Source organism: Nocardioides luteus (assembly GCF_000960475.2).
Lineage (GTDB): Bacteria > Actinomycetota > Actinomycetes > Propionibacteriales > Nocardioidaceae > Nocardioides > Nocardioides luteus_A.
Map to the genome: position 1 here is coordinate 21,630 of NZ_JZDQ02000021.1, position 20,655 is coordinate 42,284.

A 20,655-nucleotide genomic window follows, 5' to 3' on the forward strand; every position below is an offset into this window, starting at 1 on the left:
CGCCTCGACCAGCGCAAGCGACGCTTCGGCCGACGTAGGCGACGCCTCGACCGACGGAGCCGGGTGCGAGGATGAGGACCGTACGTAAAGAACGGGAGCGGAAACCCTGATGGACATCACCGTCGTCGCGCTGGCCTTCGCCGCGATCTTCGTCGTCGAACTGCCGGACAAGACCTTCCTGGCGACGCTGGTGCTGTCGACGAAGTACCGCCCGTTCTTCGTGTGGCTCGGGGTGGGGGCGGCGTTCGCGGTCCAGACGCTCATCGCCGTGGCGGTCGGCGGCGTGGCGACGCTCCTGCCGGCCACCCTGATCCACGTGGTCGCCGCCGTGCTCTTCCTCGCCGGAGCGGTGCTGCTGCTCGTCGAGGGACGCCGTCACCACGGCATCGCGAGCGAGGAGGATGCCAGCGAGTTCGCCGAGAAGGCCAAGGACGTACGCGGCTTCCGCCAGGTCCTGGCCAGCTTCATGGTCCTCTTCGCCGCCGAGTGGGGCGACCTCTCCCAGCTGCTGAGCGTCTCGCTGGTGGCGCGCTACCACGAGCCGGCCTCGGTCTTCGTCGGCTCGTGGGCAGCGCTGCTCACCGTGTCGGGGCTCGCGGTGCTGCTGGGACGTACGCTGCTCCGGTTCATCAAGCTGCACGTCCTGCACTACCTCGGAGCCCTCGTCTGCCTCGTACTGGGCATCCTGACCTTGGTCGAGGTGTTCGCCTGAGCGACGGTCGCCTAGGCTGCGCGGCATGGTAGAACTTGGCGCCGACAGCGAGGTCGGACGACTGCGTACGGTAATGCTCCACCGACCCGGCCGGGAGCTCACCCGGCTGACGCCGCGCAACAACGACAAGCTGCTCTTCGACGGCATCCCGTGGGTGAAGCGGGCCCAGGACGAGCACGACGCCTTCGCGGCCGCGCTGCGCGATCGCGACGTCGAGGTGCTCTACCTGACCGACCTGCTCACCGAGACCCTCGAGGTCCCCGAGGCCCGGAAGCGGGCGCTCGACAACGTGCTCGGCTCGCTCACCCTGGGCGACACCCTGCGCGACTACCTGAGCGGCGCCCTCGCCGACGCCGGGCCGGCCGAGCTGACCGACCACCTGACCGCCGGCATCCGCAACGACGAGGTTCGCGGCGGCCACGGTCTGGTCACCAGCCTGCTCGCCCACGACGACTTCCTGATCGACCCGCTCCCCAACCTGCTCTTCACCCGCGACTCGTCGGTGTGGATCCGGGACCGCGCGACGGTCACCAGCCTGGCGATGCCGGCTCGCAAGCGCGAGACCGCGCTGACCGAGCTGATCTACCAGTTCCACCCGCGCTTCCGGGGCAGCCCGCGGCTGCACGGCTCCCACCTGGAGCACGTCGAGGGCGGGGACGTGCTCCTCCTCGCTCCCGGCGTCGTCGCGGTCGGCGTCGGCGAGCGGACCACGCCCGCCGGTGCGGAGCGGCTCGCGCGCCAGGTCTTCGCCGAGGGCCTCGCCCACACCGTGCTCGCGGTGCCGATCGCGCAGGAGCGCGCGACGATGCACCTGGACACGATCGCCACGCTGGTGAACACCGACAAGATGGTGATCTACCCGAACGCGGTCGACTCGCTGGTGGCGTACGCCGTCACGCCGGCGGACGAGGACGGCCAGCTGAACATCGCGGCCCCGCGCCCGTTCCTCGAGGTCGCGGCCGAGGCGATGGGCATCAACAAGCTCCACCACGTCGACACCGGTCTCGACCCGGTCGCCGCCGAGCGCGAGCAGTGGGACGACGGCAACAACACCCTGGCGCTGGCACCGGGTGTCGTGGTGGGCTATGAACGGAACACCCAGACCAACGAAGCGCTGGAGGCCGCCGGGATCGAGGTCATCGCGATCGCCGGCTCCGAGCTGGGCTCCGGCCGGGGCGGCCCGCGATGCATGAGCTGCCCGATCGCGCGCGACCCGCTGGGATAACTCGCCAGTAGGAAAGTCGTTGTCCTTGTGACCGTCCCCACAGCCGACCGAAGGAAAACCTCGTGACCGAGTCGTTCTTCTCCATGTTCACCCCCAAGGAGATCGCGCACATCAGCGCCACCGGCACCCGTGTGCATCTGCCGGAGGGCTGGTCGCCGATCTGGGAGGACACCCCGCCAGACAAGGCCTACATCATCCTCGACGGCACCGTCTCGGTCCGCCGGGACAAGGAGGAGATCGCCCAGTGCGGTCCCGGTGACATCATCGGCGAGGCGGCGATCATGCGGGGGTCGCTGCGTACGGCCTCCATCGTCGCCCTCACGCCGCTCGACCTGATCCACCTCAGCGCCGACAAGCTGCAGCAGCTCTCCGTCGAGATGCCGTCGTTCGCCAAGGCGCTGGACAAGGTCGCCAAGGACAGGTTCGGATCCTGACCCTCGACGACCAGGCCGAGGAGAGCCTCGACCCGGGCCGCAGCCGGGAGGCCGACATCGAGCTGACCGAGGCGCTGGCCGTGGTCGAGTCCTTCGTCCTCGGCCAGACGCCCACGCTGACCCGCGCCGATGTCGCGGGTGCGGTCGGCGTGCCCATGGAGGTGGCCGAGGACCTCTGGCACCACCTCGGCTTCCCGCACGCCGGCGAGGACGAGATCGCCTTCACCCAGGCCGATGTCGAGGCGCTGCGGATGACGCAGGAGCTCGTACGCCTCGGCGTGCTCAGCGAGGACCGGCAGGCGGCGCTCGTCCGCACCTGGGGGCGTTCCTACGCCCGCCTGGCCGAGTGGCAGACCTCGCTGCTCGCCGAGGTCGCCCGGGAGCGCGGCGGTGACGAGGTCGAGGACCTGGTCGCGCTGAGCGCGCAGGTGCTGCCGCTGGTCGAGTCCCTGCAGGACTACGTCTGGCGCCGCCACCTGGTCAGCGCGGCGCGACGGATGCTCACCGTCGCGGACGCGTCGGCGGTGCCGCTGGCGGTCGGGTTCCTCGACATCGTCGGCTACACCTCCCGCTCCAAACGGCTCAGCGACAAAGAGCTGGTCGACTGGGTCGAGGAGTTCGAGGACACCTGCTCCGACGTCGTCGTCGAGCACGGCGGACGGGTGATCAAATACCTCGGCGACGGGGTGTTCTTCACCTTCGAGGACGTCGAGGCCGCGGCCCGGACCGCGCTCGAGCTGGCCACGCTCGGAGAAGACCGCGACAGCGCGTTCCCGCACGTCAGGGCCGGGATCTCCTACGGCGACGTGGTGCTGCGGCTCGGCGACGTCTTCGGCCCCACGGTCAACATCGCGGCCCGGCTCACGACCGTCGCCCGGCCCTCGACGGTCGTCGTCGACGAGAACGCGGCGGCCGCGCTCGAAGGCGTCGACGGCTTCCAGGTCGAGAAGATGCGGCGTACGAGTGTGAAGGGCTACTCCCGCCTGCAGGCGTTCCGGCTGCGGTCCCGATCCGACTGAACCGGACCAGACTGAATCCGGCCAGGAAAGTCGGGCCCGGAGAGGTGCTCCCGAGCCAGGCTTGACGGCGAAAGGAGGACCACATGATCGGCACGCTCAACACCCTGGTCGACCTGGTCGAGGCAGAGTTCGGCAACGGGCTCGGCGACGGGCTCACCGGCGAGGTGGACGTGGCCCGGGTCGCCCGCGACCACGGCACCACGGAGTACCACCTGCGCCGGATGTTCTCGGCCCTGGCCGGGATGCCGCTGTCCGAGTACGTACGCCGCCGCCGGATGACCCTGGCCGCGGCCGACCTGGTGGCCGGCGCCCCCGACCTCCTGGAGGTCGCGGTGCGCTACGGCTACGGCTCGACCGAGGCGTTCGGGCGCGCGTTCCGTGCGGTGCACGGGACGGCTCCCGCCGACGTACGCCGATCGGGTGGTCCGCTACGCACACAACCCACGCTCAGGTTCCGCCTGAGCGTCGAAGGGAGCACCCCGATGGACGTCACCATCAACGACCTGCCCGAGCTGCGGCTCGTCGGCCACGCCGCGAAGGTCCCGCTGATCTACGAGGGCGTGAATCCGCACATCCAGGCCCACATCGCCTCGTTGGCGCCGGAGGAGCACGTCCGGCTCAAGGAGCTCAACGACACCGACCCGCGCGGCATCCTCGCGGTCACCGACTCCCCGTCGCCGGATGCGCCGGAGGGATCGATGGTCACTTATCTGCACGGGGTCGCGGTCACGCCGGAGGCCTCGGTGCCGGAGGGGCTCGATGTCATCACCGTGCCGGCCGGCTCCTGGGCGGTCTTCGCCTCCAGCGGCCCGCACCCGGAGGCGCTGCAGGAGCTCTGGGCCGCGACCGCGACCGACTGGTTCCCGTCGAACCCCTGGCGGCTCCGCCCCGGACCGTCGGTCCTGCGCTACCTCGAGCTCACCGAGACGTACGCGTCGTGCGAGCTGTGGTTGCCGGTCGAGCGGTGAATGTTCACCGAGGTGACTCGGTGAATCGTCGCTCCCCTCGCGGAACTCCACGAAGGAGGTGAGTGCTGACCGAGGTGACTCGGTCAGCATCCACCCCTCAGCGAATGGTGACCTGCCGGTTGGCGAGCCCGGCGCGCGCCGAGCGGACCTCGGGGGTGATCTCGGAGTCGTCGGCGAGAGCCTCGTCGAGCAGCTTCTTGAACGCCACCGCCGGCTCCTCGAGCGCCTCGGCGCCGGTGCCGACCGGCACGTCCCAGACCGGGGCGAGCAGGCCGTGGGCACGGAACATGCCGACGAACCGGGCGTCGGGGACGATCACGTCGTCGCCGGCAACGTGCAGCCGCGCGAGCGCGGTCAGCAGGGCGTCCTCGGGCTCGGGCATGACCCAGCGCAGGTGCTCCTTGGAGCCGACCGAGGTCCAGTACGCAGCCTCGACCGACGTCAACCGCTCGGTCGGCAGCACCGACTCGTTGGCGTGCTCGAGCGCGTGCTCGAAGTCGCCCTTGTCCTCCACGTCGGCGAGCCACCAGTCGAAGCCCTCGTGGACGGTGACGTCCAGGGACGCGTTGGTGACGATGTCCTGGAGCCGCGGACCGTCGCCCGGCGCGGAGGGGAGACCGAAGATGCCGGACTCGCCGGCAGCGCGCGCCTCGAGCGCCTGGAGCAGCGCCGCGGCCACGTCACGCGACACGTCGCCGTAGTTGTGCTGCACCTGCAGGCCGGCCCAGACCTCGCCCGAGTCGCGCGACATCGCCGGCGCGGCGCCGGGCAGCAGGGTGCCGAGCGTGACCGGGGTCGACTCGAAGCCCTTCACCTGCAGCGACACCGTCGCCGAGGGCACCAGCTCGCGCAGCGCGACCAGGTCGCACTCGCCGGGCAGGCCCTCGAACGGGCGCCCCACGAACGCGCCGCCGGCGGCACCGTGGCACGCCTTGTAGCGCTTGCCGGACCCGCACGGGCAGGCCGCGCGCGGGTTGGGACCGTCCGTCGGGGCCGCAGCCGCCTGACGGTTCTTGACTCGGGTCTTCTTGGCCACGGCCAAACCCTAACCTGCTGGGCCCCTGCCCCAGGTAACACGTCGTTCGTAGGACTGTTCGCCCCATCAGAACGACCGGAAAGTCCTACGAACAGCGTGTTACACCCCGGCTCAGCGGCCGAGCAGCTCCAGCATGAACCCCGGACGGTCGGTGATGACCGCCTTGACGCCGAGGTCGAGACAGAGCTTGAGCTGCTCCTCGGTGTTGACCGTGTAGACGTGGAGGTTGCGGCCCTTCGACGCCAGCCGTCGGGCGAGCTTGGGGTGGGCAGTGAGCATCTCGATCCCCGCGCCCAGCCACCAGTCGTCGCCGATCGCGTGCCGTACGAGCGACCAGTTGGCGGCACGGTCGATGAGCTGGACCAGAGGTACGCCGGGGGCCAGCCGCTCCACCCGCTGCAGCGCCGTGAACGAGAAGCTCATCACCCGCACCGGACTGCCCGGCCCCGCCCAGCCGAAGTCGTTGAGGACGTCGACCAGGCGGCCCTCGGTCAGCCCGCCGTAGCGGGTCGGGTGCTTGGTCTCGATCGCCATCTCGACGTGTCGGTCGTAGTCCCGCACGACCTTCAGCAACCGGTGAAGGGTGAGCACACCCCGCATGTCCCGGTCCGGCGGCTCGTCCTCGCCGTCCCAGAACCCGTTCTTCCACGCCGCGAAGTCGATCGCCTGGAGCTCGGCGAGGGTCATCTCGGAGACCAGACCGCGGGCGCCGATCCGGCGCAGATGCCGGTCGTGGACACAGACGAGATGTCCGTCCATGGTCAGGCGTACGTCGCACTCCAGGGCGTCCGCGCCCGCGTCCAGGGCCGCGACGTACGCAGCCAGGGTGTGCTCGGCGATCTCATGACTGGCGCCGCGATGCGCGACCACCTGGGGCCTCATGAGGAGATTGTGGGCCATCAGGCGAGCCGCGTCTCGCGACACGAGCGAGATGTCACCAACACCACTAGAGCGGCAAGATCTCCAGGCGTCCGAACGCGACGAACGCCGCCAGGCCCCAGAAGACGAGATCGCCGTAGAAGGCGCCCCACTCCCTCCGGATGATGCGGGTCGTCGCCGCGCCGGTCATCAGCAGCACCAGCCCGAGCGCGGCGAGCGGCACCAGCCACGTCGCGATGCCGGTCACCGCGGGCAGGACCAGCCCGGCGGCGGCCAGCAGCTTCATCACGCCGATGACCTTGAGGGAGCCGTCCGGGAAGTCATCGGCATAGCGCCAGCCGTCGAACGTGTTGCGGAAGCGCTCCTTCGAGAGCACCAGCATCGCCACGCCGCCGGCCAGGAACCCGGCTGCCAGAAAGATGGTCACGATCCACAAGATGATGTTCATGCCAACCAGGACGAGGTACGCCACCGTCCTGTGACATCACCGCCCGCCGGTCACCCGCAGCGTCGTCGCGGTGACGTAGGAGGCCTTGTCGCTCATCAGCCAGGCGACCGCCTCGGCGACCTCGTCGGGCGAGGACGAGCGGCCGAGCGGGATCTGGGGCGCCATCCGTTCGATCCGGCCGGGGTCGCCGGTGGCGGCGTGCAGGTCGGTCTCGGTGAGCCCCGGAGCGACCGCGACGACCCGGATACCGCGCGAGGCGACCTCGAGGCCGAGGCCCTTGGTGAGCGCGTCGATCCCGGCCTTCGCGGCGGCGTAGTGGACGTACTCACCCGGGGACCCGAGCGTCGCCGCACCCGAGGAGATGTTCACGATGACGCCACCCTCGGCGAGCGCGGACACCGCCGCCCGGGCGACCAGCGTGGGACCGACCAGGTTGACGTCGTATGTCCTCCGGATCTCGTCCGCGGGGGTGTCGACCAGCGGCGCATAGCGGTAGGTCGCACCGGCGTTGTTGACCACGCCGGTGATCGGGCCGGCGGCCTCGAAGAGCGCGGCGATCCCGGCGTCGGTGGTGATGTCCGCGGCCACGATCTCGCAGGAGACCCCGAGCGCCCGGACCTTGTCACGCGTCGCCGCGGCAGCAGCCTCGTCGGACAGGTAACCGAGGACGAGGTCGTGGCCGTCGGCGGCGAGCCGATGGGCGGTCGCGGCGCCGATGCCGCGGGTGCCGCCGGTGATGAGGGTGCGCAGGGATGAGTCAGTCACACCCGAAGCGTGTCACGCAGCCTCCACGCCACCAGCGCCAGTGCCAGGACACCGGCGAGCGCCCAGCCGGCGGGATAGTGCACCGCGGGCTCGTTCCAGCGCTCGTGGAAGTAGACCAGGTGGGAGGAGAGCAGCCCGGCATCGACCGAGCGGCCCTCCTGGATGAGTACGCCGATGGCCACCAGCACCGTCAGCAGCGTCTGCATCGCCCAGCCCAGGATCCAGGCGGGCACCCAGGCGACGACATCGACGGCGCGGCGTACGGACGTCACGAGCACCGTCACCAGGACGGCCGCCAGCAGCGCGTCGATGACCGACGAGGGCAGCTCGCCGGGGAGCATCCCGTCGAGCCAGAGAGGTACGCAGACGGCCGGTGCGGCCAGCATCGGCGCCCGCAGCACGCACGGCCCGAGGCTCGCCGCGATCCCGGCGGCGAGGCCGGCGACCGTCGTGATCGCGGCGACCGCGATCAGATGGATCAGCATCGAGGAGCTGGTCGCTGCCGGCCCCGCGGCGAACGTCATCCCCAGGACCGCGGCACCCACGACCCCGGCCCCGGCGAGGGTCGCGCTGAGCAGCCGGCGGTCCGGACGCAGTCCGGCAGCGAGCCCGCCGAGCGCGGCGGCGAGCAGCGTGAACGAGACCAGCTCGGCGACCATCGGGGCCAGCAGGAGCGGCTGGGGCTGGACCAGCTGCGGCAGGAAACCGAGGCCCCAACCCGCGGCCGAGACCAGCGGAACCATCCACAGACGCGTCCGTTCAGTCATGCCGTCCACGGTGACAGGCGCAAGGTGAGACCAGGCGGCGAACCGGGGAACACCAGCCCAACGTCAGATGGCCCGACCGTTGACGTTTCACCGCCGGAGGCCGGATTTCTTATTGCCAGGCGCCGGATCGGGATACCTGGGTAGGCTCTGGAGACGTACACGTCCCCCACGCGTGGATGAGGTGAGACCGGCATGACCAGAGCACCCCGAAGAATCTGGGCCAGAAGCATCAGCACAGCGGCGCTGACCAGCCTCGGGCCTCGGGCCGTGGCTGCCGTCGCTCTGACCGCTGCCTTCGCTGTCCTGGCCCCGACCGAGGGGAGCCTCGACACCGGTCATCAGCAGCCCGAGCTGCCCGACCCAGGTTCTCTGCAGGACCCCTTGGGCATCGCCAACGGCCTGGGCGGCGTGAAGAACCTGACCCCCACCGACGCCGTCAGGCTCGCCTCCAACGCCGAGGAGCTGTCGATCCCACCGGTCGCCCTGGCGGCCTACCAGCGCTCGGCCACCGTGCTCAACGAGGCCGATGCCTCCTGCCGCCTCGACTGGGCGCTGATCGCCGCGATCGGCATGGTCGAGAGCAACCACGGCCGCATCAGCGGCAGCCAGCTCGACTCCAACGGTCTCGCCCTCCCCGCGATCATCGGCCCGCAGCTCAACGGCGCGGGCGACTACGCGGCGATCCGCGACACCGACAACGGCCTCTACGACCACGACACGGTCTACGACCACGCGGTCGGGCCCATGCAGTTCATCCCGTCGACGTGGACCTTCGCCGGCGCCGACGGTGACGGCGACAACCGCCGCGACCCCCAGGACGTCGACGACGCCGCGGTCGCCACCGCGGCCTTCCTCTGCGCGGGCACGGAGGACGTCAGCACCGACTCCGGTGCCAACGCCGCGGTCTACCGCTACAACCAGAGCGACACGTACGTCGAGGCCGTGCTGAAGATCGCCGACCAGTACCGCAACGGGGAGTTCCCGGGCTCGCCCAGCGTGGACGGCGGCTCGCTCCCCTCGAAGAATCCCCGCACCTCCGTCCTCCCGCGCACCTCGAACCCCGTCACCCCGAAGACAGACGACAACGCCACCGACGGTGCCACCAAGACCCCGGTCTCGCCTCCGCCCGCGGGCTCGGGCGACAACGAACCCGACCCGTCGACGGACCCCAGCACCGAGCCGAGCACCGAGCCGAGCACCGACCCCAGCACCGAGCCCACCGACGGCACGGACCCCGGCGACGGCGAGGCCAGCGAGCCGGTCGACCCCACGCCGACTCCGACGCCCACCCCGACGCCCACGCCGACTCCGACTCCGGAGCCCGTCGACGCGACCACGGCCGAGACCCTGACCGAGCCCAGCCGCAAGGCGATGGAGGACGTCTACGGCACCACGCTCGAGGCGAGCATGCAGGAGCAGATCATCAACGACTGCATCGCCGAGTTCGAGGACTACGCGGCGATGCCGACCGACCTGGCGCTGCGGGAGTTCGTACGCAGCCTGGCGGGCACCACTGGCTACGAGACCCTCCAGCCGGGCGCGACCGAGGAGGAGATCGCCAGCCGAGAGACGACCGTGCCGGAGACCACCGACGGCGACGCTGCGCCGACGGCCTGAGCTCGATCAGACCTCGACCACCGTCTTGCCGAAGTTCTGACCCCGGAGCATCCGGTTGAACGCGGCGGGCGCGTTCTCCAGACCCTGGGTGACGTCCTCGCGGTAGCGGAGCCTGCCCTCGGCCAGCCACCCGGTCGCCTCGGCGAGGAAGGTCTCCTCGTGATCACGGACGAACTCGGTCTGGATGAAACCCCTGATCAGCAACGACTTGTTGAGCACGTGCCGCATCAGCGCCGGCGCCCGGTCGGGCCCTTCGGGAGCGGCGGTGTCGTTGTAGTGGGCGATGAGCCCGCAGACCGGCACCCGGGCGAACTTGTTGAGCCGCGGCAGCACCGCGTCCCACACGTGCCCACCGACGTTCTCGAAGTAGACGTCGATCCCCTCGGGCACCGCCGCCTTCAGCTGCTCCTTGAAGTCCGGCGCACGGTGGTCCACAGCGGCGTCGAAGCCGAGCTCGGTCAGGTGCGCGACCTTCTCCGGCCCGCCGGCGATCCCCACGGCCCGGCAGCCGAGGATCTTGGCGATCTGCCCGACCGTGGCGCCCACCGGGCCGGTCGCGGCCGCGACCACGACGGTCTCGCCGGGCTTCGGCCGGCCGATCTGGGTCAGCCCCGCGTACGCCGTGAACCCCGGCATCCCCAGCACACCCAGCGCGGTGGAGACGGGTGCGGCGGACGGGTCGAGGCGACGGGTGTGGCTCGCCGGCGCGACCGAGAAGGACTGCCAGCCGCCGTACGCCAGCACCACGTCACCGACCTGCCGCGACGGATCCCGCGACTCGACCACCTCGGCGACCGTGGCGCCGGGGAGCACGTCGCCCAGCGCCGTCGGCGCGGCGTACGAGGGCGCATCGCTCATCCGGCCCCGCATGTAGGGGTCGAGCGAGAGGAATTTCGTACGCAGCAGCACCTCGCCCTCCGCGGGCGACGGCACCTCGGAGTCGACGATCGAGAAGTCCTCGGCGGTGGGCTCGCCGACCGGGCGTGCGCGGAGCAGGATCTGGGTGTTCGTGTCGGTCATCCGGCCATCGTGCCTCACCGGCGGGTGGGCTTGCTTAATCACGACTAATCTTATTGACTTAGCCCATGAAGCGCCCGATCGACGTCCACCAGCACCTGTGGCCGCCGGCACTGATCGAGGAGCTGCGCAGCCGCCGGCAGCCTCCCTGTCTCGACGGCTGGGTGCTCCACCTCGACGGCGAGCCGCCCTACTCCGTGAACCCCGCGGACCACGACCTCACCCGGCGCACGGCCCAGGAGGACGGGCTCGTGCTGCTGTCCCTCTCCAGCCCACTGGGGATCGAGTCGCTCTCCCCGGACGACGCGCACGGGCTGCTCGACGCCTGGCACGGCTTCGCCGACGACCTGCCCGGGCTGTGGGCGGCGCCGGGGCTCGTCGAGCCCGACCTCGACGGCCTCGCGGCGACCCTCACCCACGACCGCGTGCACGGCCTCCAGGTGCCGGCGACGGCGCTGGCGACCCCGTCCGCGCTGGAGGCGCTCGCCGCCGTGCTCGCCACCGCCCAGCAGGCCGACCTGCCCGTCCTCGTGCACCCGGGACCCGCCGTCCCACACCCGGCGGACGACGACGTGCCCGGCTGGTGGCCCGCCCTGACCTCGTACGTCGCCCAGCAGAGCGCCGCGTGGCACTCCTGGCACGTCGCGGGCCGGTCGCTGCTGCCGACCCTGCGGATCGCCTTCGTGGGGCTGGCCGGACTGGCTCCGCTCCACCACGAGCGCCTCGCCCAGCGCGGCGGCCACCTCGGCGCGATCGACCGGCACGTCTACTACGAGACCTCGTCCTACGGCACCCAGGCGATCGACGCGATGTCGCGCGTGGTCGGTGTCGACCCGCTGGTCAACGGCTCGGACCGGCCGTACGCCGAACCGTCCGATCCGGGACTCGGCGACGCGCTGACCCGGGCGATCCTCGTCGCCAACCCGCGCCACCTGCTCACCGGAGGAGACCGATGACCGTCGCCGAACCAACCGTCGACAGCGTCCTGAGCGCCGCGGACCTGCCCGCCCTGCCGGGCCGCACCCTCACCCCCGGTGAGCTGCGCGCCTGGGTCGACGAGCTCGCCGCGCACCCCGAGCGATGGGAGCACCTGCTGCGCCACGACACCGGCGGGCGCCACTACGTCTCGCTCTACCGCGACAAGGACATCGACGTCTGGCTGCTGTGCTGGAACACCGTCGACGACACCGGCTGGCACGACCACGACATCTCCTCGGGCGCGGTCGCGGTGACCCACGGAGCGGTCGTCGAGCAGCAGCCGCGGTTCGGCGGGGAGCCCGTGCAACGGGAGATCGGCGCGGGTCGCAGCTTCGGCTTCGGACCCGACCACATCCACCGGATGAGCGGCGCGGTCGACGGCTCGGCCTCGATCCACGCCTACTCGCCGCCGCTGTGGCGGATGGGGCAGTACGCGATCAGCGACGAAGGCGTGATGCGCCGCGTCTCGGTCTCCTACGCCGACGAGCTGCGTCCGTTGGAGGACTGAGCCACCGCTGCCGCGGCGACATCTCGGGCGCCGCGTCCCGGTTGACCGACAGGCCGCAGCGAATGTGGCACATTTCAATCATCGAGGCCGAGAGCCGGACGCCAAACCCGAGTTTGCCCATCCCTTTAATATCTTCTGTTCCTCCCCGTGATCTGGCAGGCTGAGGATCTTGTGCAACGGCGTCCGCAGGCGGAGAACGACAGACAGGAGCGGTGGCTGTGATCGAGTTCGAGGGCGTCACCAAGCGCTATCCGGACGGCACCGTTGCCGTGGAAGACCTCTCCTTGAAGGTCGAGACCGGCCAGATCACCGTGTTCGTCGGGCCGTCCGGCTGCGGCAAGACCACCGCGCTGCGGATGATCAACCGGATGATCGAGCCGACCTCCGGCCGCATCCTGATCGATGGTGACGACGTCACCAGCCGCCCGGAGGCACTGCTCCGGCGCGACATCGGCTATGTGATCCAGGCGGCCGGGCTCTTCCCGCACCGCACCGTCCTCGACAACGTCGCCACGGTGCCGGTCCTGCAGGGCGTCTCCCGCCGTGAGGCGCGCGCCAGCGCCCGCGGGCTGCTCGAGCGCGTCGGCCTCCCGGCGAACCTCGGCGAGCGCTACCCGGCCCAGCTCTCCGGCGGTCAGCAGCAGCGCGTCGGCGTCGCCCGGGCGCTCGCGGCCGACCCGCCGGTGCTGCTCATGGACGAGCCGTTCTCGGCCGTCGACCCGGTCGTGCGCGACGACCTCCAGCAGGAGCTGCTCAGGCTTCAGGGCGAGCTCGGCAAGACGATCGTCCTGGTCACGCACGACATCGACGAGGCCATCCGCCTCGGCGACAAGGTCGCCGTCTTCGCGAACGGTGCCCGGCTGGCCCAGTACGCACCGCCGGCCGACCTCCTGGCCGCCCCGGCCGACGACTTCGTCTCCTCGCTCGTCGGCCGCGACCGCGGGTTCCGCGGCCTCTCGTTCACCGACGGGAGCCAGGTCGCGCTCAAGCCCGTCGACCACACGGTCGACGGGCTCACCCTCGAGGTCGACCGCGACGGCCGGCCGCTGGGCTGGCGCGGTCCCGACGGGCTCCTCCCGACCGAGGGCACCTTCGGTGACGGGGCCAACCTGCGTACGGTCACCGACCTGGTCATCCTCTCGCCCGCCGGCGCTGCGGTGCGGGTCGACGCCGAGGGTCGTGCCGACGGGCTGGTCCTCCTCGAGGACCTGGCCGGCAGCGTACGTTCGCAGCAGCGGGAGCGGCTGGCAGCCCTCGCCACTCCGGAGGAGGCCGGGTGAACGAGCTCTGGAGTTATTTGGAGACCAACGGCGGTAACGTCCTCACCGCGCTCCTCCAGCACATCTGGCTGGCGCTGCTGCCGGTGGCGATCGCCTTCGTCCTCTCGCTGCCGCTGGGCGCCCTGGCCCACCGCTACGGCCCAGTGCGCCACGTCGCGCTCACCACCGGCAGCGTGGTCTACACGGTGCCGTCGCTGGCCCTGCTCCTGCTGCTCCCGGGCATCCTCGGCACCAGCGTCCTCGACCCGCTCAACGTGGTCATCGCGCTCACGCTCTACTCGCTGGCCCTGCTCGTCCGCACGACCGCGGACGGTCTCGACGCGGTCGACTCCACCGTCCTCCAGGCGGCCACCGCGATGGGCTATCGACCGTTGCGCCGCTGGTTCGCCGTCCAGCTGCCGCTGGCGATGCCGGTGATCCTGACCGGCCTGCGGGTGGCGACGGTGGCCAACGTGAGCATGGTCAGCGTCGCGGCCCTGATCGGCATCGGCGGCCTCGGGCAGCTCTTCACGCGCGGGTTCCAGCTCGGCTTCTACCTGCCGCCGATCATCATCGGCCTGGTCCTCTCGGTCACGCTCGCGGTGATCGCCGACGTCCTCATCGTCGCCCTCCAGCGCGGGCTCACCCCGTGGTCGCGAGCGGGTGCCCGATGACCCTCGACTACCTGCTCGACGCCGCGAACTGGTCGCTGACCAGCCCCGACGGCTTCCCTCAGCGCATCCTCGAGCACCTCGGCTACACCTTCCTCGCGCTGGTGATCGCGGCCGTGATCGCGTTCCCGATCGGGCTGCTGATCGGCCACACCGGCCGTGGTGCGCTGGTCGCCATCAACCTCGGCAACGCCGGCCGCGCGCTGCCGACCCTGGGCGTACTCATGCTCGCGCTCGCCCTGGTCGGGATCGGCCTGGTCCCGGTCACGTTCGCCCTGGTCGTGCTCGCCATCCCGCCCATCCTGGCCACGACGTACGCCGGCATCCAGTCCGTCGCCGACGAGACCGTCGACGCCGCGCGCGGGGTGGGCATGACCGAGGCCCAGATCGCCTGGCGCGTCGAGGTCCCGATCGCGATGCCGATCATCATCGGCGGCCTGCGCAACGCGTCCCTCCAGGTCGTCTCGACCGCGACCATCGCCGCGTACGCCGGTCTCGGCGGTCTCGGCCGCTACCTCTTCGACGGCCTGGCGACGCTCCAGTACGACAAGGTGGTCGCGGGCGCGATCGTGCTCGCCGTGCTCGCCGTCGCGATCGACCTGGCGCTCGCCGGGGCACAGCGACTCCTCGTCTCGCCCGGCGTCGACGGCCGCGGCGCCGGCAACCGTCCCACCACCGCCCGCCCCGCCGGCCGACCCGCTGGCGCCGGCTGATCAACCCAGCAACCCGAGAGGTATATCGATGTCCCGCCGAACCCGCACCACCGCGTACCTGTTCGCGACGCTCGCCGTGGCAGGCAGCCTGACCGCCTGCGGCGGTGACCCGCTCGACTCCGGATCCGACTCCGGCTCGGGCGGCGACACGATCGTCGTCGGCTCCGCCAACTTCCCCGAGAGCGAGCTGCTCATGGAGATGTACGCCCAGGCTCTCGAGTCCGAGGGCGTCAAGGTCAAGACCAAGCCCAACATCGGTTCCCGCGAGGTCTACATGGAGGCCTTCAAGAGCGGTGACATCGACCTGCTGCCCGAATACAACGGAGCGCTGCTGGCCTACCTGAAGCCGGACGGCGTGCCGGAGAACGTCTCCGCCCCCGAGGACGTCTACGAGGCTCTTCAGGACGTGCTGCCGGAGGGCAGCGAGACCCTGCCGCAGTCGGAGGCCGAGGACAAGGACACCCTCACCGTGTCCAAGGAGACGGCCGCGAAGTACTCCCTGACGAGCATCGAGGACCTCGCGCCGGTCGCGAAGAACCTCACCCTCGGCGGCGCCCCGGAGTTCAAGGAGCGCCACCAGGGCCTGCTCGGTCTCGACGAGGTCTACGGGGTCACGTTCAAGGAGTTCAAGCCGCTCGACGCCGGCGGTCCGCTGACGACCAGCGCGCTGAAGAAGGGTGACATCGACGTCGCCAACGTCTTCTCCACCGACTCCGCGATCCCCACCAACGGCTGGGTCGTCCTGGAGGACCCGAAGAACCTCTTCCTCTCCCAGAACGTCGTCCCGCTGATCCGCTCCGAGGCGCTCACGGGCGACGCCGAGTCCGCGCTCAACGCGGTCTCCGAGGCCCTGACCACCGAGAACCTGACCGAGGCCCTCGCGAAGGTCCAGGTCGACAAGGCCGACCCGGCCACCGTCGCGAAGGAGTTCCTCGCCGACAACGGCATCAAGTGACGCCGCTGCTCGCCTACCCCAGTCCGCTGCGGTAGGCGAGCAGTCCCTCGAGACCACGCAGGAAGGTCTCGCAGACGGGGGCGGGATCGGTGAGGCAGCCGGCCGCCATGGCACCGTCGCGCAGCATGACAAAGTGACGTCCGGCGAAGTCCGAGTCGGGCTTCCCCGTCTTCGCGAAGAGCTCGGTGACCGTGCTCAGGAACCACTGCCGGTGCTCGAGCACCGCCTGATGCACCACGTGTTCCGGGTCCGGGTATTCGGCCGCGGCGTTGAGGAACGCGCAGCCCCTGAACCCCTCGCTCCGGATGTCGTCGGCGATCGACCGGCCGACGGCCCGGATGAGGTCGTCGGGGTCCGCCACCTCCGCCCGGGCAGCCTCGAGGCGCGCCCGGATCGCCTCGTCGGCCTGCGTCAGGTACGCCACGACGAGCTCGTCCTTGCTCCGGAAATGGCGATAGAGCGTCGCCCGCGTGACCTGCGCCTCGGCGATCACGCGATCGACGCCGACCGAGTGCAGACCCTCGGTGTAGAAGAGCCGGCTTGCCGCGCTGAGCAGTCGGTCCCGGGCCTCGGACATCCGTCAATCCTCTCGTTCTCGTTGTCTCGACGGTAGCAGACAGAACGATCGGTCTTGCATTTGTCGGAAGGCTGGTGCACACTCTCGAATCAGGTAGAACGACCGTTCTATCTCCTGGCTTGACCCGAGAAAGGGATCCGATGTCCACCTCCGTTGAGGCCGGCCGCTCCGGCACACTGAACACCCCCTCCGGCGGGCTGCCGAAGCTCTACTTCGTCCGCTTCGGGTTCGCGATCGTCTGGGCCGTCCTGGTCGCCCTCACCGCCTCGACGCTCGGCCCGGTGAGCATCGCGCTCCTGGTGATCTATCCGCTGTTCGACGTGGTGGCCGCCGTGGTCGACTTCCGCACCTCGGGCGCCAGCGGACCGCGCGTCCTGCTCTACGTCAACATGGCGCTCAGCCTGCTCACCGCGGTGGGTGTCGCCGTCGCCGCGGCCTCCGGCATCCCGGGCGTCCTCCGCGTCTGGGGCGCCTGGGCCATCACGGCCGGCCTGGTCCAGCTCTTCGTCGCCGTGCGGCGCTATCGCCTCGGTGGCCAGTGGGCGATGATCCTCAGCGGCGGGATCTCGACCTTCGCCGGCACCGGGTTCATCCTGATGGCCGCCGGCCCGAAGGCGTCGCTCACCGGCCTGGCGGGCTACGCCACCCTGGGCGGCATCTTCTTCCTCATCTCTGCCATCCGGCTGCGCCAGCGCGCGAGTAAGGTCAACTGACATGACCAGCACCAGCCAAGATCTCACCGTCGACGTCATCATCATCGGCGCCGGCCCGACCGGCGAGAACGTCGCCGACCGCGCCGTTCAGGGCGGCCTGACCGCGGCGATCGTCGAGCGCGAGCTCGTCGGTGGCGAGTGCTCCTACTGGGCCTGCATGCCGACGAAGGCACTGCTCCGGGACGCGGCCGCGCTGCGTGCCGCCCGCGCCCTTCCGGCCGCCGGCCAGGCGGTCACCGGCACGCTCGAGGCCGCCGCCGTGTTCGCCCGGCGCGACGAGTTCACCTCCCACTGGAAGGACGCCGGTCAGGTCGAGTGGCTGACCGGGGCCGGGATCACCCTGATTCGCGGACACGGGCGCATCACCGGCACCCGCACGGTCACGGTCACCGCCTCCGACGGCACGACCACCGACCTGGAAGCACGCCACGCCGTGGTCGTCGCGACCGGCAGCGCTGCCCTCATCCCGCCGATCCCGGGGCTGGAGGAGGCCCGCCCCTGGACGAACCGCGAGGCAGCCGGCGCCCAGTCCGTCCCCGAGCGCCTGGCGATCATCGGCGGCGGGGTCGTCGGCGCCGAGATGGCGACCGCCTACAGCGCCCTCGGGTCCCAGGTCACCCTCATCTCGCGCACCCGGCTCCTGCCGAGCGTCGAGAAGTTCGCCGGCGAGCAGGTTGCCGAGGCACTCCGGACATACGGGGTCACGCTTCATCTCGACCTCGGCGCGGACGAGGTCCGGCGCGACGACTCCGGCGAGGTGCACCTGACCCTCTCCGACGGCACCGAGGTGACCGCCGACGAGGTCCTCGTCGCCACCGGCCGGGTGCCGAGCACCAAGGACCTCGGGCTCGAGCAGGTCGGCCTCGAGCCCGGCAGCTGGCTGAAGGTCGACGACGCCCTGGCGGTGATCGACGACAACGGACAGCTGGAGGCCGGCTGGCTCTATGCCGCCGGTGACGTCAACCACCGAGCGCTGCTGACCCACCACGGGAAGTACCAGGCCCGAGCGCTGGGCGACCTGATCGCGGCCAAGGCCCGCGGCGAGGAGCCCGACCTGAGCGTGTGGGGGCGTCACGCCGCCACCGCCGACGAGCGCGCCACCACGCAGGTGATCTTCACCGACCCCGAGGTCGTCGCCGTCGGACACTCCGCCGAGTCGGCCGAGGCGGCCGGCATCGAGGTCGGCGTCGTCGACTACGACCTCGGCTCGGTCGCCGGCGCATCGCTCCACGCGGACGGCTACCACGGCCAGGCGCGGATGGTCATCGACGAGCAGCGCAAGGTGCTGGTCGGCTTCACCGCGGTCGGCCCCGACATCTCCGAGCTCCTGCACGCGGCCACGATCGCGATCGTCGGCGAGGTCCCGCTGGACCGCCTCTGGCACGCGGTCCCCGCCTACCCGACGATCAGCGAGATCTGGCTCCGTCTGCTCGAGACCGCCGGGCGCGATCGCTAGAGGCTAACCGTCCTGGCCGGCGGCGAGGCCGGCCAGGACGAGATCGACCCCGGCGAGGAACTGCTCCCGGTCGTCGTGGTGGCGCAGCTGTCTCGCGACCCGATGAAGGAAGGGGTACGACGCAGGGCTCAGCTGCTCCCAGCGGTCGGCCGTCTCGGCCATGAACTCCTCGCGGCCCGCCCCGGCAACCCGGGTGCGGGCGTTGGCGGCGTTCTGGGCCGCGACACCGAGGATGTAGTTGAGCAGCGCCGAGGCGGCGTTGAACTGGGCGGATTCGGGGACGCCGAGGGAGTCCAGACGGCCACCGATACTCTCGAAGAGGCGCACCATCCCCGGTTGCCACGGCACCACCGGGAGGTGCGCACCGACCCAGGGATGCTCGTCGATCGCGTCGAACATGCCGAGCGCAATGAGCGTGATGGCTCGGGCGCCCTCCTCCGGCGTGGCACTGTCGGGCACGTCGGCCAGGACTCGCTCGATGACACCGGTGGTGGCCTCGGTGAGCAGCTCCTCCTTGCTCGCCACGTGGTGGTAGATCGCCCCGGCCCCGGTCGACAGTCGCGCCGCGAGCGCACGGAAGGTCAGGCCGCGCTCGCCCTCGGCGTCGAGGATCTCGATCGCCGCCTCGACGATCCGGTCCGTCGACAGTGCATCGGCCCGGCGTACGGATCGCTGCCTCGGAGGTGTCATACAGGTCATATTGACACATTTGGAACGGCGTTCCAAACTGGACACATTGGAACACTGTTCCATCGTCTACTCTCGAACGGAGCTCACCCATGAAGGAAGTCACGATCATCGGCGCCGGCCTCGGCGGTCTCGCCCTCGCCCGCGTACTCCACGTCCACGGCATCCCGGCCGTCGTCTACGAGGCGGACGCCTCGGCCGCCACGCGCACGCAGGGCGGCCAGCTCGACATCCACGAGCAGGACGGTCAGGTCGCCCTCGAGATGGCCGGGCTGACCACGGAGTTCCGCGCGCTCATCCACCGCGGCGGCGAGGCGACACGCGTGCTCGACCGCAACGGCACCGTCCTCCTCGACGAGCCCGACGACGGCACCGGCGGCCGGCCGGAGGTGCTCCGCGGCCAGCTTCGGCAGATCCTGCTCGACTCGCTGCCCGCCGAGACCGTCCGCTGGGGCAAGAAGCTGGCCACCGTCACCTCGCTCGGCGACGGGCGCCACGAGCTGTCCTTCACCGACGGCTCGACCGTGACGACCGAGCTGCTGGTCGGGGCCGACGGCGCGTGGTCGAAGGTGCGGCCGCTGCTCTCCTCCGTCACCCCCACCTACACCGGGACCACCTTCGTCGAGACCTACCTCCATGATGTCGACTCCCGCCATCCGGCGACCGCCGAGGCAGCAGGCGGCGGCGGGATGTTCGCGCTCGAGCCGGGCCAGGGCATCTCGACCCACCGCGAGGAGGGCGGCATCCTGCACGCCTACGCCCAGCTCGTACGCCCCATCGACTGGCTCACCGGCCTGGACCACACCCAGGTGACCACCGAGGTCGCGGCCGCGTTCGAGGGCTGGGCGCCCGAGCTGCTGGCCCTGGTCACCGACGCCGACACCCCGCCGGTCGTACGCACCATCCACGCACTCCCCGACAGCCACCGCTGGTCCCACGTCGACGGCGTCACCCTGGTCGGCGACGCCGCCCACCTGGCGATGCCGGCCGGCGAGGGCGCCAACCTGGCGCTGTACGACGGCGCGCAGCTCGCCCTCGCGATCGCCGCCGCCGTCGAGTCAGGCGACGATCTGGAGACGGCGGTCGAGGCGTACGAGCTGGAGATGTTCGCACGCAGCGCCGAGTCGGCGAAGGGAGCGCGGGAGGTCGTCGACCTGTGCCTGGGCGAGTCGGCACCCCACGGGCTCGTGGACTTCTTCTCGGGCCACCGCTGAACCCGGCGGCGGACTGCGGCCGTCCAACGACGACCGC

At 70.9% G+C, this 20,655-nt stretch carries 23 protein-coding genes; 15 read left to right on the forward strand and 8 right to left on the reverse strand.

Features of this window, described 5'->3' with window-relative positions; all coding sequences use genetic code 11:
* The first annotated feature begins 109 nt into the window (after nt 1–109).
* From UG56_RS15560 to UG56_RS15580, 5 genes are all read left to right on the forward strand, one after another.
* Nucleotides 110–712, forward strand: a complete 603-nt coding sequence (locus UG56_RS15560; protein ID WP_045551273.1) for a TMEM165/GDT1 family protein — start codon at nt 110–112, stop codon at nt 710–712.
* Between the two features lie 25 nt (nt 713–737).
* Complete coding sequence (locus UG56_RS15565; RefSeq protein WP_045551272.1) at nt 738–1,937, forward strand: arginine deiminase; 1,200 nt, start codon at nt 738–740, stop codon at nt 1,935–1,937.
* A 62-nt stretch (nt 1,938–1,999) separates the two neighbouring features.
* A complete protein-coding gene (locus UG56_RS15570; RefSeq protein ID WP_045551271.1) occupies nt 2,000–2,371 on the forward strand; it encodes a cyclic nucleotide-binding domain-containing protein in 372 nt (123 codons plus the stop codon).
* Between the two features lie 80 nt (nt 2,372–2,451).
* The gene (locus tag UG56_RS15575; RefSeq protein ID WP_052694099.1) at nt 2,452–3,390 is read left to right on the forward strand and encodes an adenylate/guanylate cyclase domain-containing protein; all 939 of its coding nucleotides are present in this window, start codon (nt 2,452–2,454) and stop codon (nt 3,388–3,390) included.
* An 83-nt stretch (nt 3,391–3,473) separates the two neighbouring features.
* Nucleotides 3,474–4,358, forward strand: a complete 885-nt coding sequence (locus UG56_RS15580; RefSeq protein ID WP_045551269.1) for an AraC family transcriptional regulator — start codon at nt 3,474–3,476, stop codon at nt 4,356–4,358.
* Between the two features lie 97 nt (nt 4,359–4,455).
* Here UG56_RS15580 and UG56_RS15585 read toward each other — a convergent pair whose 3' ends face one another.
* The 5 genes from UG56_RS15585 to UG56_RS15605 form a co-directional block, all read right to left on the reverse strand.
* Nucleotides 4,456–5,394 carry a DUF5926 family protein gene (locus UG56_RS15585; protein WP_084101135.1) on the reverse strand — a complete coding sequence of 313 codons (939 nt, stop codon included), beginning with the start codon at nt 5,392–5,394 and terminating at the stop codon, nt 4,456–4,458.
* A 111-nt stretch (nt 5,395–5,505) separates the two neighbouring features.
* The gene (locus UG56_RS15590; RefSeq protein ID WP_256206661.1) at nt 5,506–6,276 is read right to left on the reverse strand and encodes a glycerophosphodiester phosphodiesterase; all 771 of its coding nucleotides are present in this window, start codon (nt 6,274–6,276) and stop codon (nt 5,506–5,508) included.
* A gap of 64 nt (nt 6,277–6,340) precedes the next feature.
* Entirely contained in the window at nt 6,341–6,700 is a 360-nt protein-coding gene (locus UG56_RS15595; protein ID WP_256206662.1) for a DoxX family protein, read from the reverse strand.
* A 57-nt stretch (nt 6,701–6,757) separates the two neighbouring features.
* The gene (locus UG56_RS15600; protein ID WP_256206663.1) at nt 6,758–7,486 is read right to left on the reverse strand and encodes an SDR family NAD(P)-dependent oxidoreductase; all 729 of its coding nucleotides are present in this window, start codon (nt 7,484–7,486) and stop codon (nt 6,758–6,760) included.
* Complete coding sequence (locus tag UG56_RS15605; protein WP_143055060.1) at nt 7,483–8,253, reverse strand: hypothetical protein; 771 nt, start codon at nt 8,251–8,253, stop codon at nt 7,483–7,485. The genes UG56_RS15600 and UG56_RS15605 overlap by 4 nt, the downstream gene beginning before the upstream one ends.
* A 192-nt stretch (nt 8,254–8,445) precedes the next feature.
* On the opposite strand from UG56_RS15605, the gene UG56_RS15610 reads away from it, so the two are divergent.
* On the forward strand, nt 8,446–9,870 hold the full coding sequence (locus tag UG56_RS15610; protein ID WP_084101114.1) for a lytic murein transglycosylase: 1,425 nt from the start codon (nt 8,446–8,448) through the stop codon (nt 9,868–9,870).
* A 6-nt stretch (nt 9,871–9,876) separates the two neighbouring features.
* Here UG56_RS15610 and UG56_RS15615 read toward each other — a convergent pair whose 3' ends face one another.
* A complete protein-coding gene (locus UG56_RS15615; RefSeq protein ID WP_045551976.1) occupies nt 9,877–10,890 on the reverse strand; it encodes an NADP-dependent oxidoreductase in 1,014 nt (337 codons plus the stop codon).
* 65 nt (nt 10,891–10,955) lie between these two features.
* On the opposite strand from UG56_RS15615, the gene UG56_RS15620 reads away from it, so the two are divergent.
* From UG56_RS15620 to UG56_RS15645, 6 genes are all read left to right on the forward strand, one after another.
* Nucleotides 10,956–11,843 carry an amidohydrolase gene (locus tag UG56_RS15620; protein ID WP_071327122.1) on the forward strand — a complete coding sequence of 296 codons (888 nt, stop codon included), beginning with the start codon at nt 10,956–10,958 and terminating at the stop codon, nt 11,841–11,843.
* Nucleotides 11,840–12,373 (forward strand): cysteine dioxygenase, encoded by a 534-nt coding sequence (locus UG56_RS15625; RefSeq protein WP_045548685.1) that lies wholly within the window; start codon nt 11,840–11,842, stop codon nt 12,371–12,373. Before UG56_RS15620 ends, UG56_RS15625 begins: the two co-directional genes overlap by 4 nt.
* 218 nt (nt 12,374–12,591) lie before the next feature.
* The gene (locus tag UG56_RS15630) at nt 12,592–13,653 is read left to right on the forward strand and encodes an ABC transporter ATP-binding protein (protein WP_045548686.1); all 1,062 of its coding nucleotides are present in this window, start codon (nt 12,592–12,594) and stop codon (nt 13,651–13,653) included.
* Nucleotides 13,650–14,306 carry an ABC transporter permease gene (locus UG56_RS15635; RefSeq protein ID WP_045548687.1) on the forward strand — a complete coding sequence of 219 codons (657 nt, stop codon included), beginning with the start codon at nt 13,650–13,652 and terminating at the stop codon, nt 14,304–14,306. Before UG56_RS15630 ends, UG56_RS15635 begins: the two co-directional genes overlap by 4 nt.
* Entirely contained in the window at nt 14,303–15,016 is a 714-nt protein-coding gene (locus tag UG56_RS15640; RefSeq protein ID WP_045548710.1) for an ABC transporter permease, read from the forward strand. Before UG56_RS15635 ends, UG56_RS15640 begins: the two co-directional genes overlap by 4 nt.
* A 28-nt stretch (nt 15,017–15,044) precedes the next feature.
* Nucleotides 15,045–15,971, forward strand: coding sequence for an ABC transporter substrate-binding protein (locus tag UG56_RS15645; RefSeq protein ID WP_045548688.1), 927 nt, complete (start codon nt 15,045–15,047; stop codon nt 15,969–15,971).
* Between the two features lie 13 nt (nt 15,972–15,984).
* Here UG56_RS15645 and UG56_RS15650 read toward each other — a convergent pair whose 3' ends face one another.
* Nucleotides 15,985–16,548 (reverse strand): TetR/AcrR family transcriptional regulator, encoded by a 564-nt coding sequence (locus tag UG56_RS15650; RefSeq protein WP_045548689.1) that lies wholly within the window; start codon nt 16,546–16,548, stop codon nt 15,985–15,987.
* Between the two features lie 140 nt (nt 16,549–16,688).
* Here UG56_RS15650 and UG56_RS15655 point away from each other — a divergent pair, with 140 nt between their 5' ends.
* Nucleotides 16,689–17,261: a hypothetical protein gene (locus UG56_RS15655; protein ID WP_045548690.1), complete on the forward strand. Its 573-nt coding sequence runs from the start codon at nt 16,689–16,691 to the stop codon at nt 17,259–17,261.
* 1 nt (nt 17,262) lies between these two features.
* A complete protein-coding gene (locus UG56_RS15660; protein WP_045548691.1) occupies nt 17,263–18,717 on the forward strand; it encodes a dihydrolipoyl dehydrogenase family protein in 1,455 nt (484 codons plus the stop codon).
* 3 nt (nt 18,718–18,720) lie between these two features.
* Here UG56_RS15660 and UG56_RS15665 read toward each other — a convergent pair whose 3' ends face one another.
* The gene (locus UG56_RS15665; RefSeq protein ID WP_218145226.1) at nt 18,721–19,407 is read right to left on the reverse strand and encodes a TetR/AcrR family transcriptional regulator; all 687 of its coding nucleotides are present in this window, start codon (nt 19,405–19,407) and stop codon (nt 18,721–18,723) included.
* 89 nt (nt 19,408–19,496) lie between these two features.
* Here UG56_RS15665 and UG56_RS15670 point away from each other — a divergent pair, with 89 nt between their 5' ends.
* Nucleotides 19,497–20,618: an FAD-dependent oxidoreductase gene (locus tag UG56_RS15670; protein WP_045548693.1), complete on the forward strand. Its 1,122-nt coding sequence runs from the start codon at nt 19,497–19,499 to the stop codon at nt 20,616–20,618.
* Nucleotides 20,619–20,655: the final 37 nt, after the last annotated feature.